Origin of the sequence: Pyrococcus woesei (assembly GCF_050496105.1) — an archaeon.
Lineage (GTDB): Archaea > Methanobacteriota_B > Thermococci > Thermococcales > Thermococcaceae > Pyrococcus > Pyrococcus furiosus.
Genome location: NZ_CP179867.1, coordinates 283,423 through 296,495, shown reverse-complemented (window position 1 = coordinate 296,495; position 13,073 = coordinate 283,423). Strand labels below are relative to the sequence as shown.

General features: G+C 38.6%; 15 protein-coding genes. 7 read left to right on the top strand and 8 right to left on the bottom strand.

All coding sequences use genetic code 11. The features are described 5' to 3' along the window. Positions 1–40 precede the first annotated feature (40 nt). The 4 genes from smc (at position 41) to ACMFNG_RS01795 (ending at position 4,943) form a co-directional block, all read left to right on the top strand. Positions 41–3,574 (top strand): chromosome segregation protein SMC, encoded by a 3,534-nt coding sequence (smc, locus tag ACMFNG_RS01810; protein ID WP_014835559.1) that lies wholly within the window; start codon positions 41–43, stop codon positions 3,572–3,574. After that, positions 3,564–4,202: a segregation and condensation protein A gene (locus ACMFNG_RS01805; RefSeq protein ID WP_011012982.1), complete on the top strand. Its 639-nt coding sequence runs from the start codon at positions 3,564–3,566 to the stop codon at positions 4,200–4,202. Before smc ends, ACMFNG_RS01805 begins: the two co-directional genes overlap by 11 nt. A gap of 54 nt (positions 4,203–4,256) precedes the next feature. Beyond that, positions 4,257–4,436 carry a hypothetical protein gene (locus ACMFNG_RS01800; protein WP_048192914.1) on the top strand — a complete coding sequence of 60 codons (180 nt, stop codon included), beginning with the start codon at positions 4,257–4,259 and terminating at the stop codon, positions 4,434–4,436. Between the two features lie 135 nt (positions 4,437–4,571). After that, the gene (locus ACMFNG_RS01795; RefSeq protein ID WP_011012981.1) at positions 4,572–4,943 is read left to right on the top strand and encodes a hypothetical protein; all 372 of its coding nucleotides are present in this window, start codon (positions 4,572–4,574) and stop codon (positions 4,941–4,943) included. On the opposite strand, the gene ACMFNG_RS01790 is transcribed toward ACMFNG_RS01795, so the two are convergent. Further along, positions 4,926–5,360: a hypothetical protein gene (locus ACMFNG_RS01790; protein WP_011012980.1), complete on the bottom strand. Its 435-nt coding sequence runs from the start codon at positions 5,358–5,360 to the stop codon at positions 4,926–4,928. The genes ACMFNG_RS01795 and ACMFNG_RS01790 overlap by 18 nt on opposite strands. Next, a complete protein-coding gene (gene pyrG / locus ACMFNG_RS01785) occupies positions 5,347–6,960 on the bottom strand; it encodes a glutamine hydrolyzing CTP synthase (RefSeq protein WP_011012979.1) in 1,614 nt (537 codons plus the stop codon). The genes ACMFNG_RS01790 and pyrG overlap by 14 nt, the downstream gene beginning before the upstream one ends. A 129-nt stretch (positions 6,961–7,089) precedes the next feature. Between pyrG and ACMFNG_RS01780 the strand changes: the two genes are divergently transcribed. Further along, on the top strand, positions 7,090–8,511 hold the full coding sequence (locus ACMFNG_RS01780; RefSeq protein ID WP_011012978.1) for an acetate--CoA ligase family protein: 1,422 nt from the start codon (positions 7,090–7,092) through the stop codon (positions 8,509–8,511). Between the two features lie 3 nt (positions 8,512–8,514). After that, entirely contained in the window at positions 8,515–9,225 is a 711-nt protein-coding gene (gene acdBII / locus ACMFNG_RS01775; RefSeq protein WP_011012977.1) for an acetate--CoA ligase I subunit beta, read from the top strand. Between the two features lie 8 nt (positions 9,226–9,233). On the opposite strand, the gene ACMFNG_RS01770 is transcribed toward acdBII, so the two are convergent. From ACMFNG_RS01770 to ACMFNG_RS01760, 3 genes are read right to left on the bottom strand one after another with little or no spacing between them, the layout of a single operon-like run. Next, the gene (locus ACMFNG_RS01770; protein WP_011012976.1) at positions 9,234–9,521 is read right to left on the bottom strand and encodes a hypothetical protein; all 288 of its coding nucleotides are present in this window, start codon (positions 9,519–9,521) and stop codon (positions 9,234–9,236) included. Further along, on the bottom strand, positions 9,518–10,123 hold the full coding sequence (locus ACMFNG_RS01765) for a 7-cyano-7-deazaguanine synthase (protein WP_011012975.1): 606 nt from the start codon (positions 10,121–10,123) through the stop codon (positions 9,518–9,520). Before ACMFNG_RS01765 ends, ACMFNG_RS01770 begins: the two co-directional genes overlap by 4 nt. Next, the gene (locus tag ACMFNG_RS01760) at positions 10,120–10,632 is read right to left on the bottom strand and encodes a DUF998 domain-containing protein (RefSeq protein ID WP_011012974.1); all 513 of its coding nucleotides are present in this window, start codon (positions 10,630–10,632) and stop codon (positions 10,120–10,122) included. Before ACMFNG_RS01760 ends, ACMFNG_RS01765 begins: the two co-directional genes overlap by 4 nt. Before the next feature lie 43 nt (positions 10,633–10,675). Here ACMFNG_RS01760 and ACMFNG_RS01755 point away from each other — a divergent pair, with 43 nt between their 5' ends. Beyond that, positions 10,676–11,290: a peptidase gene (locus tag ACMFNG_RS01755; protein ID WP_011012973.1), complete on the top strand. Its 615-nt coding sequence runs from the start codon at positions 10,676–10,678 to the stop codon at positions 11,288–11,290. Here ACMFNG_RS01755 and ACMFNG_RS01750 read toward each other — a convergent pair. The 3 genes from ACMFNG_RS01750 to ACMFNG_RS01740 all read right to left on the bottom strand — a co-directional run bounded on the left by ACMFNG_RS01750 (position 11,268) and on the right by ACMFNG_RS01740 (position 13,042). Next, the gene (locus ACMFNG_RS01750; protein WP_011012972.1) at positions 11,268–12,071 is read right to left on the bottom strand and encodes a GTP cyclohydrolase IV; all 804 of its coding nucleotides are present in this window, start codon (positions 12,069–12,071) and stop codon (positions 11,268–11,270) included. The genes ACMFNG_RS01755 and ACMFNG_RS01750 overlap by 23 nt on opposite strands. 86 nt (positions 12,072–12,157) lie before the next feature. After that, positions 12,158–12,361 carry an archaeal histone A gene (locus ACMFNG_RS01745; RefSeq protein WP_010867469.1) on the bottom strand — a complete coding sequence of 68 codons (204 nt, stop codon included), beginning with the start codon at positions 12,359–12,361 and terminating at the stop codon, positions 12,158–12,160. 213 nt (positions 12,362–12,574) lie between these two features. Beyond that, complete coding sequence (locus ACMFNG_RS01740; RefSeq protein ID WP_011012971.1) at positions 12,575–13,042, bottom strand: hypothetical protein; 468 nt, start codon at positions 13,040–13,042, stop codon at positions 12,575–12,577. Positions 13,043–13,073: the final 31 nt, after the last annotated feature.

The following is a 13,073-nucleotide window of genomic DNA, read 5'->3' as shown; positions in this document are numbered from 1 at the left end:
ATATACTTCTCTACTCGCATACCAGTATAGGTGTACAATAATGCCCTACATAGAGAAGCTTGAACTAAAGGGATTCAAATCTTATGGGAACAAGAAAGTGGTAATACCCTTTTCAAAAGGATTCACGGCAATAGTAGGAGCTAATGGATCTGGAAAGAGCAACATTGGAGATGCTATTCTCTTTGTACTGGGAGGGTTATCAGCAAAGGCCATGAGGGCCAGTAGAATCAGTGATCTCATATTTGCTGGAAGTAAAAATGAACCCCCAGCTAAGTATGCTGAAGTTGCAATATATTTTAACAACGAGGATAGAGGCTTTCCAATTGATGAAGATGAAGTGGTGATTAGAAGGAGGGTTTACCCCGACGGTAGGAGTTCTTACTGGTTAAATGGGAGAAGAGCTACAAGAAGTGAAATTCTTGATATTTTGACCGCTGCCATGATATCCCCAGATGGTTATAATATAGTTCTCCAGGGAGATATAACGAAGTTCATTAAGATGAGTCCTTTAGAGAGGAGACTCCTTATAGATGACATATCTGGAATTGCTGAGTATGATTCTAAGAAAGAGAAAGCTTTAGAGGAATTAAAGCAAGCTGAGGAAAATTTAGCTAGGGTGGATCTCCTGATCAAAGAAGTAAAGAAGCAACTTGACAAGCTTGAAAAGGAAAGAAATGACGCGCTTAGATATCTAGATTTAAAAGATAAGCTTGAGAAAGCTAAAGTTTCTCTTCTCCTGGGTGAAATAAAGATACTAGAAACTCAAATAAAAGAAGGGGAAAAGAGAAGGGCTGAAATAGAAGAGGAAATTCAGAAAATCGAAAAAGAGATAGAAAAAATTGGAAAAGAAATTGTTGAAAAAGTAAAAGTTCTAAGAGAAATTGAAGAAAGAATTGAGAAAGAAAGCGGGGAAGAGGCAATTCAAATAACTAAGAAAATTGGAGAAGTTACATCAAAAATTGAATTGACAAAGAGGAACATTGAGGTTGCAAAAGAGGAACTGGAGGATGCTCAAAGAAGGCTTGCGAAAACTAAGGAGGAACTTAGAAAAGTTCTATCAGAAATAGAGAAATCAAAAGGAGCTATAACAAGATGGAAAAAGAGGAGAGATGCTCTGATAAATGAAATCAAAAAGAAAGAGGAGGAAAGAAACGTTCTCGTAGTTAAGCTTGGGGAAATTGATAAAACTTTTGGAGCTGCAAGAGAAGAGTTTGACTCAGTTGTTAAGGAACTAGAGGAAACAACGAGAAAGATGTACGAAATCGAAGGGAATATAAGGAGACTCCAAGAAGAAAAAGAAAAGCTCCACTCTAGAATATTGTTCCTAAGAGCAAAACTTCCAGGAATTAAGGAAAAAATTAATGAATTTAAAGCAGTTGTTGAAGATAAAAGGGCAGAAATTAGTGAAATAGAAGGAAAGCTCTCAACAATACAGGCCAAAAGGATTAAAGTTGAAAAGGAAATTGAGGCAAAGAGTAATGAATTAGAAAAAGTTTCGAAAGAGTTAGAATCCTCAGAGAGAGAATTAATAGCTGCTGAGGCCCAAAGAGAAGTGAGAGGAAATAGGGCTGCCGAGGAGTTAAAGCGTTCTGGGATTGGCGGGATCTATGGAACACTCGCCGAGTTAATAAAGGTCAAAGACGAAGCTTATGCCCTCGCAATCGAAGTTGCCCTGGGAAATAGAGCAGACAATGTAGTTGTTGAAGATGAGCTCGTGGCTGAAAAGGCGATAAAATACTTGAAGGAGCATAAGCTAGGTAGATTGACTTTTCTCCCTCTTAACAAGATAAAACCTAAACACGTTGATTCTTCCGTAGGATTACCAGCTGTTGATGTTATTGAGTATGATCAAAAAATAGAGAATGCTGTAAAGTTTGCTCTTGGAGATACAGTTATAGTCAACTCTATGGAGGAAGCTAGACCTCACATAGGAAAGGTTAGAATGGTAACAATTGAAGGAGAGCTCTATGAAAGAAGTGGCGCAATAACAGGAGGACATTTTAGAGCGAGAGGCCTTGCAGTAGATACAACGAAACTTAGGGAAAAAGTGGAATCTCTAAGGAGGAGGAAAGAAGCTTTGGAGGGAGAATTAAATTCCCTAAAAATCGAACTTAGGAGTTTAGAAAATGCAAGCTTTGAGTTGAGAATAAAGCTTAGTGATGAGAAAAAGGAGCTTGAACTTGCTAGCAAAGACCTAAACAGGTTGTTGGAAGAGGAGAATGCAGTAAAGGAAGAAATTGAAGAATCTGAGAGGAAAATACAAGAAATTGAGCAGAAAATTGAAAATGAGAAAAGTGAGCTAGCTAAGTTACGGGGTAGAATTCAGAGGCTTGAAAGGAAGAAAGAGAAACTTAAGAAAGCCCTAGAAAATCCAGAAGCTAGAGAGCTAATGGAAAAGATAAGAATAATCGATGGAGAAATTTCCTCTCTCAAGGAAGAACTTAGCAGAATTGAAAGTAGAATAGAAAGTCTAGAGTCTAGGCTCAATGAGGAGTTACTTCCAAGAAAAGCTTCATTAGAGGAGGAAATTGAAGGATTAGTTAACAAGATAAATGCCCTTAAGAACAACATATCTGAAAATGAGAAGGCTTTAGAACTTCTGAACAAGGAGCTTGAAAAATTGAAGTCCATAGAAGAAAACATTAAGGGTGAGATTAGAACATTGAGAGAAAAGCGGAAAAAGCTCGAAGAAGATATATCAAAGCTTAGAGAGAAAAAAGAAGTGCTTCAACGCAAGCTTCAAGAGCTCGAGATTGAAGCTAACACGTTAAAAGTAAGAGATGCTCAACTGAACGCCCAGCTGGAAGAAAAGAAGTATCAACTTACGCACTATGATAAAAACCTCATTAAGTCGATAAAGGAAATTCCTCTCGACTTAGAGAAGGTTAAGAAGGAAATTGAGAAGATGGAGGAGGAGATAAGGTCTCTAGAGCCTGTTAACATGAAAGCTATTGAGGATTTTGAGATCGTTGAGAGAAGGTATCTAGAGCTTAAGAGCAAGAGAGAAAAGTTAGAAGCAGAAAAGGAGAGCATAATAGAGTTCATAAATGAAATCGAAAAAGAAAAGAAAAATGTCTTTATGAGGACTTTTGAGGCAATCTCGAGGAATTTCTCAGAGATATTTGCAAAGCTTTCCCCAGGTGGATCAGCTAGACTAATATTGGAAAATCCAGAGGATCCTTTCTCCGGAGGGTTAGAAATAGAGGCCAAGCCAGCCGGAAAAGATGTCAAGAGAATTGAAGCTATGAGTGGTGGGGAAAAAGCTTTAACGGCATTGGCCTTTGTGTTTGCAATTCAGAAATTTAAGCCTGCTCCATTTTATCTCTTCGATGAGATAGATGCTCATTTAGATGATGCAAACGTCAAGAGGGTTGCAGACTTGATAAAAGAGTCATCAAAGGAGAGCCAGTTCATAGTAATAACGCTAAGAGATGTAATGATGGCAAATGCAGACAAGATAATAGGTGTAAGCATGAGAGATGGAGTGAGCAAGGTGGTCTCTCTAAGCCTGGAGAAGGCAATGAAGATACTTGAGGAGATAAGAAAGAAGCAAGGGTGGGAACATGGAAATTGAGGTTACTCCTGTAGACATTTTGCTTCAGCTTGTTAAGATGGGAAAAGTTGATCCATGGAATATCGATATTGTCGATCTAACTGAAAAGTACATTAAAATGCTTAGGGAGATGCAGGAGCTAGACTTGAGAATTTCAGCGAGGGCAATTTTAGCTGCTGCAATACTAGTTAGGATGAAAAGTGAGGCTTTGCTAAATGAAGACTCTAGGGAGCAAGAAGAAAAGGAAGAGGAAAGAATAAGGGTGGAGGTAGATCCCTTAGTTCCACCATTAAGGAGGGTTGAGAGATACTATACCTTGGATGACTTAATTGACGCTCTAATGGAGGCATTGGAAGAAGCTGAGAGGAGAAAACCAAAGAAAAAGAAGAAAGTCGAGATTGATGAGGAGATATTTGTTATTGATGACTTTAGAGTGGACATCGAAAAATACGTTGAAGAGCTTTACAAGGTTGTTAAGAAAATCTACGAAAAAACAGGAACACCAATAAAGTTCTGGGACTTAGTTCCTGATGTTGAGCCAAAGATAATAGCGAGAACTTTTCTATATCTCTTGTTCCTTGAGAATATGGGGAGGGTTGAGATAATCCAAGAAGAGCCTTTTGGCGAGATCTTAGTAGTTCCAATGTAAAATAGGAAAGTTTTATAAATATTGAATGCAGAAAGTATTTGTTGAGGCGAGACAATGAGAAAACATGTATTGCTGGCAATTAGTATAATTTTAATTTTAATTGTAGCCTATAGTGCCTACGTGCTCAGTTATCCCAAATATCCAGAAGTTGATAATTGTATAAATCCTTTTAAAGTTGTAAGACCTATTGCTAGAGTTCAGAAGAACTGGTCTAAAATCCATATATTTTTTTAACTTACCACAAACAGGAATTTCTGGAAGCTGGCTAAGCCTTGGAATGTTATGTGGTGAGAGCTGTTGTACCGAAAAAGGGAGCAAATGCGAGTCTATTTTTCCTGAACCAAGACCTTAGGATGTGGAGGTGTTAATATGAGGGAAATTGGAAAAAAGTACATTTTGGCTATTTCCTTTATATTTTTGATAGGGATAAGCATTTCATTAGCTGAGTATTATTCTCTGCCAATGGCAGTAGCTTTAGCCTTAGTGAGCACTGTTCTAGCTATTTTAGTCCCTTGGGTCATCATTTCTACAGTTTCAAAAAAGGAATTTAGGTATTCTACCGTTTCAGCGTTTTTGCTAGCATCTCTCTGGGAGTTTTTCTGCTCTTACTTAACCCGAATGTTGAGCTATCCACTTTGGAAGTTCTTCTTTAATGCTGGGATAGGTGGAATCGTTGTTACGGCTATTATTGCGATAGGGAGCATGATAAAAGCTAAGGATATTTCAGCTGAAGTAAAATAGAGCTCTCTCCCATCTTTTTGCGGGTCTAAAAGTTAAGGCTAACAAAGGCTCATGAGTACCAATGTAAAGAACCTTCTTCTCCTTATTTATGTAAAAATAGTATTTCCCTGGAGGAATCTCCTGAAGGAATTTTATTGGTTTTGTTATTTTCGCAATTTTCTTATCCCAAAACACGCATTCGTAGCTCTCTTCGATATCCTTAACTCTCTTAACGATATCTCCAAGGTCTAAAAGTTCACCATCAAGCTTAGTTGCAACTAGCGTTTTGTTGCCATCAGTAAAGAGTATGGTATCCTCTACTTCAATCCTAATCGAATTTTTTAGAAAAGAAAATAAGGTAGAGTAAATTTTGTAAATTTTTCTTTTCTTAGCTAACCTCTTAGCTATCCTTTCTTTAGCATGATTAGTGAGTAACATTTTTCTCCTGTTTGTATTCTTTTGCTGCTCTAACGAGTCCGTGAAAGACTGGAGCTGGTCTCATTGGCCTCGACTTAAATTCTGGGTGGAACTGAGTTGCTATGAAGTATCTCTTATCTGGCAATTCTAGAATTTCCATTCTTCTTTCATCGTCCCCCGCAACTCCACTAAACACTAATCCAGCTTTCTCAAGAGCTTCAATGTAATTAGGATTGACCTCCCACCTGTGCCTATGTCTCTCATATACGAGTTCCTTATTGTAAAGGGAATATGCTAAGGTTCCTTTCTTTATCTTTACTGGGTAAGCTCCAAGTCTCATAGTTCCTCCAAGCCTGTCTAGGTTTCGCTGCTCTGGCATTAGGTCAACAACTGGATATGGAGTTTGGGGATCTATTTCAGTTGAATGGGCTCCCTTCATTCCTAAAACATTTCTTGCAAACTCAACAACTGTTAGTTGGAAGCCAAAGCATATGCCTAGGAAGGGGATGTCATTTTCTCTTGCATATCTTATTGCCTGTATCTTTCCTTCAGCTCCCCTTGCCCCAAATCCTCCTGGGATTATAATACCATCAACTCCTTCAAGAAGCTTCGTTCCATGAGTTTCAACGTCCTCGGCCTCAATCCATCTTATCTTTACCTTGACTTCATTACTAACGCTGGCATGTTTTAATGCTTCTTTAATGCTAAGGTAAGAATCTTGCAATTTGACGTACTTTCCAACTATTGCAATCTCAACAGTTTCAGTTAGGGCCTTGTATTTTGCAACCATCTTTTCCCAATCTTTTAGGTCTGGTTCCCTATCTTCAAGCTTGAGCCTTTTTGTTAGATATTTTCCGAGTCCTTCTCTCTCCAGTAGGAGGGGAACTTCATATGTATCTTCAACGTCATACGCGCTGATAACGGCTTCCTCTGGAACGTTGGTAAATAGGCTTATTTTCTTTCTTGCGGCCTCTTCAAGGGGATCTTCACTTCTGGCAACAATTGCATCTGGTTGTATTCCCAGGGAGCGGAGCTCTTTGACGCTGTGTTGGGTTGGCTTTGTCTTCTGTTCTCCAACTACCTTGAGTTTTGGAACGTATGTTACATGAACGAATGCCACGTTGTCTCTTCCTTCTTCTAGCTGCATTTGTCTCGCTGCCTCGAGGAAAGGCATGCTTTCTATATCTCCCACGGTGCCTCCTATCTCCACTACAACGACTTCGTAATCCTTAGCTATCTCTCTTATTCTCCTCTTTATTTCATCTGTGATGTGAGGAATAACTTGGACAGTGGCTCCGAGATATTCTCCTCTTCTCTCCTTTTCTATTACAGTAGAATATACCTTTCCAGTTGTTATGTTATGGTCAAAAGTCAATTCTGTGTCTAAGAATCTTTCATAATTTCCTAAATCAAGATCCACTTCTCCACCATCGTCAAGAACGAAGACTTCTCCGTGCTGATAGGGGTTCATAGTTCCAGCATCATAGTTGATGTAAGGATCAATTTTGATGTTGGTTGTTTTGTAGCCTCTAGCTTTCATGAGAAGCCCTATTGAAGCGCTTGTGATTCCCTTTCCAAGCCCACTCACAACTCCTCCAGTAACAAATATGTACTTCGTCATGATTGTGAGGTTGAATAGGGGCATTAAAACCTTTCGTTTATAATCATTTTATACACATAAAACTTTTAATCTGCTCTTTTGAGATACTTTTTGGAAATTTATGGAAAATTTCATGAAGGAGGGGAGATTATGATTAACAACTTGGACATTAAAGAACAACTAAGGTCATTTTTTGATCCCAAGGCTGTAGCGATTATTGGAGCAACAAACAAGAAAGGAAAAGTTGGGAATGTTATTTTTGAGAATTTCAAGAGAAACAAGGAGAGAGGAATATTCAAGGGCAACATATACCCAGTTAACCCCAAACTTGACGAAATTGATGGATACAAGGTTTATCATAGTGTCGAAGAACTTCCAGACGACACTGATTTAGCTGTTGTAGCAATTCCGGCCCCTGCAGTCCCAGAAACCATGAGAAAAATTGCAGAAAAGGGAATAAAGGCCGTTGTAATAATTACAGGAGGATTTGGTGAGCTCGGGGAAGAAGGTAAAAGAATGGAGCAAGAGATACTGGAAATAGCAAGAGCTCATGGAATTAGGGTGATAGGGCCCAACTGTGTAGGTGTTTATGTTCCCGATACTGGCGTTGATACAGTTTTCTTACCAGAAGAAAAGATGGACAGACCGAAGAGTGGTCCAATAGCATTTGTTAGCCAAAGTGGTGCATTCGCTGCAGCAATGCTTGACTGGGCAGCGATGGCGGGCATTGGGATTGGAAAAATGGTTAGTTATGGAAACAAAATAGATGTAGATGATGCTGACCTCATGGAATACTTTGCCCAGGATGAACAGATTAAAGTGATGACATTTTACATTGAAGGAGTCAAAGATGGTAGGAGATTCATGGAAGTTGCCAAAAGAGTAACAAAGATAAAGCCAATAATTGCCTTAAAGAGTGGAAGAACAGAGTATGGAGCAAAAGCTGCTTCGTCTCACACTGGAAGCTTAGCGGGTCAAGATGTCATATACGACGCAGTTTTCAAGCAGACAGGTATAATAAGGGCTGAAGACTTTGAACACATGTTTGATTTGGCAAAAGCTTTTGCAAAATGTAAGTTGCCAAAGGGAGACAGAATTGGAATCATTACAGATGGTGGTGGAGCTGGAGTAATGGCTAGTGATGCCGTTGCAAAGTTTGGCTTAAAATTAGCTGAGTTGAGTGAAGAGACCCTAAGATTCCTAAGGGAAAAGTTCCCACCTCATGCAGTTGTTGGAAATCCAACTGATGTCGTTGGAGACACTGATGCAGAAAGATACAGGTTAGCTCTAGAGGCTTTCACAAAGGATCCAAACGTTGATGCAATTCTCGTCATAGTCCTCTTCCAGGTTCCATTACTGGATGAAGAGGAAGTCATTGAAATCATTGCAGACTATGCGAAGAAGAGTGATAAACCGATAGTTGCTGTATCAATGGGAGGTTACAAGACAGACAGATATGCTAAAATGTTGGAGGAAAAAGGAGTTCCTGTTTATCCAACCCCTGAGAGGGGTGTTAGAGCTCTCGCTGGGTTAGTTAGATATGCTGAATATTTGAGGAAGATGGGGGAATGAAAGATGAAGGGGGAGGCCCTTAAGATAATAGAGGAAGTGTTGGCACAAGGAAGGACGGCGATGGTTGAATATGAAGCTAAGCAAGTTTTAAAAGCTTACGGTCTACCCGTCCCAGAAGAAAAGCTGGCAAAAACTCTTGATGAGGCCCTTAAATATGCCGAGGAAATTGGATATCCAGTAGCTATGAAACTTATGTCTCCTCAAATTCTCCACAAAAGTGATGCAAAAGTTGTCATGTTAAATATCAAAAGTCCAGAAGAATTAAAGAAGAAATGGGAAGAAATACACGAAAACGCTAGGAAATATAGGCCAGATGCAGAGATTTTTGGTGTCCTAATTGCTCCCATGCTTAAGCCTGGGCGAGAAGTGATAATCGGTGTTACTGAGGATCCACAGTTTGGGCATGCAATAATGTTTGGACTTGGTGGAATATTCGTGGAAATCCTGAAAGACGTAACATTTAGAATAATTCCAATCACAGAAAAAGATGCAAGAAAAATGATTACAGAGATTAAGGCCTATCCAATACTGGCAGGAGCTAGAGGGGAAGAACCAGCAGATATAGAGGCTATAGTGGACATGTTGCTAAAAGTTTCAAAGCTTGTCGATGATCTTAAGGACTACATAAAGGAGATGGATCTAAATCCAGTGTTTGTATATAGAAAAGGCGAGGGAGCAGTAGTTGTTGATGCAAGAATAATCCTTAAGGGATAGCCTCTTCTTTACCCTTTTTCTTGTACATACGAGATTATATCGTGAAGTATTAATAGGCTTATTGTAGCGTCGACAGCCGATGCAATGTTTCCAGCCATTAAAAATAAAAGTGAGAAAAACAATTCTATCCCAGCATAAATTAGAGCTAATTTTATTGCAAGCCTTATTCTTTTCATAACTCCAATTGCTAAAACAAAGCTAAATATTGCGAATGCATAGTAGATTGAATAACTATATAAAAGCAGAAGAAAGGAATTTAAGATTAGAAGATAAGTTGCAAGCTTTAAGGGTTTCATAAATCTCCCCTGGGAAGTTTGTCTTTCACTTGAGATAAAATCTTCTGAAATTCTCCTAATCCAGCTCTAACCACTGGGAACTTCGGAACGAATGGACAAGGAGGTTCTTCTTCTATGCTAATTTCAAACGTCCCAATTTCCTTTGCTATTTTAACTATCTCCTCTTTATCAAGCCCAATTAGTGGTCTTATTACTGGCAATTTTGTAGCTGTGCTTATGACTAGGAGATTGTCAAGAGTTTGGGAAGCCACCTGGCCTAGTGAATCTCCCGTAATTATTGCACTAGCTCCAACTTTTTTTGCATAGCTCTCTGCAACAATATACATAGTATACTTACAAAACACGCATGTCCACTTGCCTTTCTTTATTTCCTTAAGCTTTTCGAAAACAGGAGCTTGAACTTCGTAGGCGTTCACTGTATGTGGATCTTTAACCTTTTCGCCATGAATTTCTTGGAGCTTTTTGACAACTTTTCTAACTTTTCTCTCCTTCACCTCGTCCTGTCTAAAATGAAGAGGGTAAACTTCTACCCCCCTACTAGCCATAAGATGAATTGCAACGGGAGAGTCTATGCCTGAGCTTAGGAGGGCTACAACCTTCATGGGTTAGAGGTTGAGTTTTTGGTATATATTTTTTCTTCTCGCAAGCCCAGATATATCATGTATCCAAGAATTACTGTACCTCCTATTAGCTCTGGAATTGCTAGCCCAATACCCACTGCTACCAACCCTATCATTGTGAGAAAAGTTGCAAAAGCCAATAACCCTGCTTTCTTTCCATTAGTCGCTATATCTATGAAGGAGAGGATGTAAAAGAGAATTGCTGATGGAGTATGAGGGGTGTACTCTTCAGGAAAAATGCCAACCATTATTAGGAAGAGCATTGCCATCGTGAGGATTTTTCTCTTGTGCACCAAGGCAGTTAGAGCGCCCAAAATCCCGAGAATTACAATAAAGGTATTGAACATCCATCCCTTGGGATTTTGTATTGACCCCATGTCGCTGAGAGCATTTTTAGTGAATAAGAACCACGGATTATTTGAAATAACTATCGAAAGACCAACGGCAAAATATACTGCTGTGATTATGGGGAGCATCTTTTTGGCCTTCATGGTGGAAAATAATATAAACCAAGATTAAGTCTTTTTTCCTCGTATGGATACAATAGCCTTTGCATATATGGGCGGAAAAGAGTATGAGTGGCTATTTTTTGAAGTATATGATCGAGTGAGGCGGTTCTATAGAGATGTTAGATTACCAATAAACATTGTCTATGCTGGAAAAATTATCCTTCCTCCTGGGACATTAATTAGAGTTGAGACTGCAAGTGGGTTTGTTAATATGTATTCTTTTGAGGCAGTTGTTGAGGCTTTATATGGGAAGTTAGTCGAAATGAGAGACGATGTAAATGACGATAGCATAACAAAGATTTTTGGAATCACGACGTTTCCTATTGGCTCAAGAGATAGATATTTTGACATATACAAAAAGTACCTTGGAATCCAAGTTAATGTTGGGGATTATCATGTTTTGGCTCTTTCAATAAAGCCATTTTTTACAGAAAATAAATATTTGTTTATCGAAAGGGTTTTTAAGGGCGTTCTTCATGAGATCGGCCACTTATATGGGCTCTCACACTGTCATGAAGATTGTGTAATGAATCCCCCAAAAGATATCAAAGACTGGGATCTTAGGACTCCTACATATTGCAATACCTGCTTGAGAAAATTAAAGAATAAGGAAGAGCTCATGCCCAAACTTCAGCTATAACGTCGTGTTTGTGAATGCTCTCGTGACTTATTACCTTCACATGTATTTTCCCCTTGAATCTGTTCCTTGCCTTGTATACTATTTCTCTAGCAACGTCCTCTACAAACTTTGGATTCTCGTACATTCTCCTCACAACAGCATTTTCGTCAGGAGTTTTTAGAAGGGTGTAAGTTGGAGAGCTAAATGAGCTTTCTACAACTTCGATCATATCCTCTAGAGCTATATCCTCATTGAAATGCGTCTCTATTTCTAGCTCGGCGATTGCTCTTTGTATGTGAGTTTTTCCTTGGTTGTTTGCCATTGCGTGAGGACAGGCTGTATTTCCGATAACCTTTACCTTTAGTACCTTTTTTATGCTTCCATCTGAGTTCTTTATCACTCCTACTTCTACGTCATAGGGTTCATAACTAGTTTTTCCGCTTGCAGGAGTTTGTCTTTCTAAAATTAGCGTGCTTTTTATCCATACCTCTGCTCTCTTATGGGAGTGTTTCTTTTCTATTCTTCTTATGATACATAGGGCAAGATCTTCAAGTGAAGTGTGAACTTTCTTTACTTCTTCTTCAACAGCTTCACTCATTGTTTCGGTGATGCTTTCTACAAGTCTACTCATGTGAATTCCTTTTTTCTCTTCGGGGAGGTCTATTGCAACTTCAAATGTGGGAATAAAAGTGTATATTCTTCCCTTCCACTCAATCTTTGCTACACTTTTTAAGTTTGTTATCCCAACTCTTGGGAGATATACTTTAATTTCGGGAGGCTCTTCTTGTGTTTCTATTGTCAATTTTTCTCACCCTAGAAAAAGATAAGCCTCATAGTTAAAAATTATTTGCGAAAATTTAAGGAAAAAGAAAAGTGCTAAAAAAGATTTCAGCTCTTAATTGCGAGCTTAATGTCTTCAACCTTAACAGTCTTTCTACCTGCGTGCCTTGCGAACTCTACTGCCTTCTTTGCGACCTCAATAGCGTACTCTTCGAGGTACTCTGCTAGGACTTTGGCTGCTTGCTCGCTAACTCTTTCAGCACCTGCCTTTCTTATAAGCCTGTCAACTGGGGCAATTGGCAATTCTCCCATTTCCTACACCTCCGAACCTTTTGTTTGTAAGGGATTTGCATTTTGTTTTTTGAAAAAAGAGATATATAAACTTTTCGGATTCAGAGCGATTTCCAAATAGATTGCCATGATTAAATGCCATATATTCTTGGTCTTCCCTTTAGGAAATTTCATTTTTGTCTTATCCCTGCCGATTACCATTACTTACCCCATTATCTCTTCAAAGTTACAAAATTACAACCTTCTTATGTATATACTTCTGTTGATTATTTTGCAATTTTCTAACTTAAAAATCTCTATTTTGTCGAAATTGACAGTTTCTCTTTTGTAGGCTGCTATATAAGAAAGATAATGGCATAATTTTGATTTAAAGGCTCTCTTAAAGTAGTACTTTTCCTCATAAATAATTACTGGAGCTTTTCTATAATTGTTACTGATAAACGTTAGTATCCTTTCTTTTTCGATATCTTTTCTATCAAAGTACCCCTCTATTACGGTCGGATAGATATCAGTTGTAGAGGATGGAATGTCCGAATGTATTATTACGTTTTTTGGATGTTGTGGGCTTATAATAAGTTTACCAAATATTATGACTTTCTTTTCTCTGCTCCATTTATCTACAAGTATCTTCAGTAGCCATCGGGGATTTCCAATAAGAAGTAAAACTCCCTTGTCTTCCACTAGGTCTCGCAATCTAATCATGTTAGTTTTGAAGACAGTTAACTTAAAATAA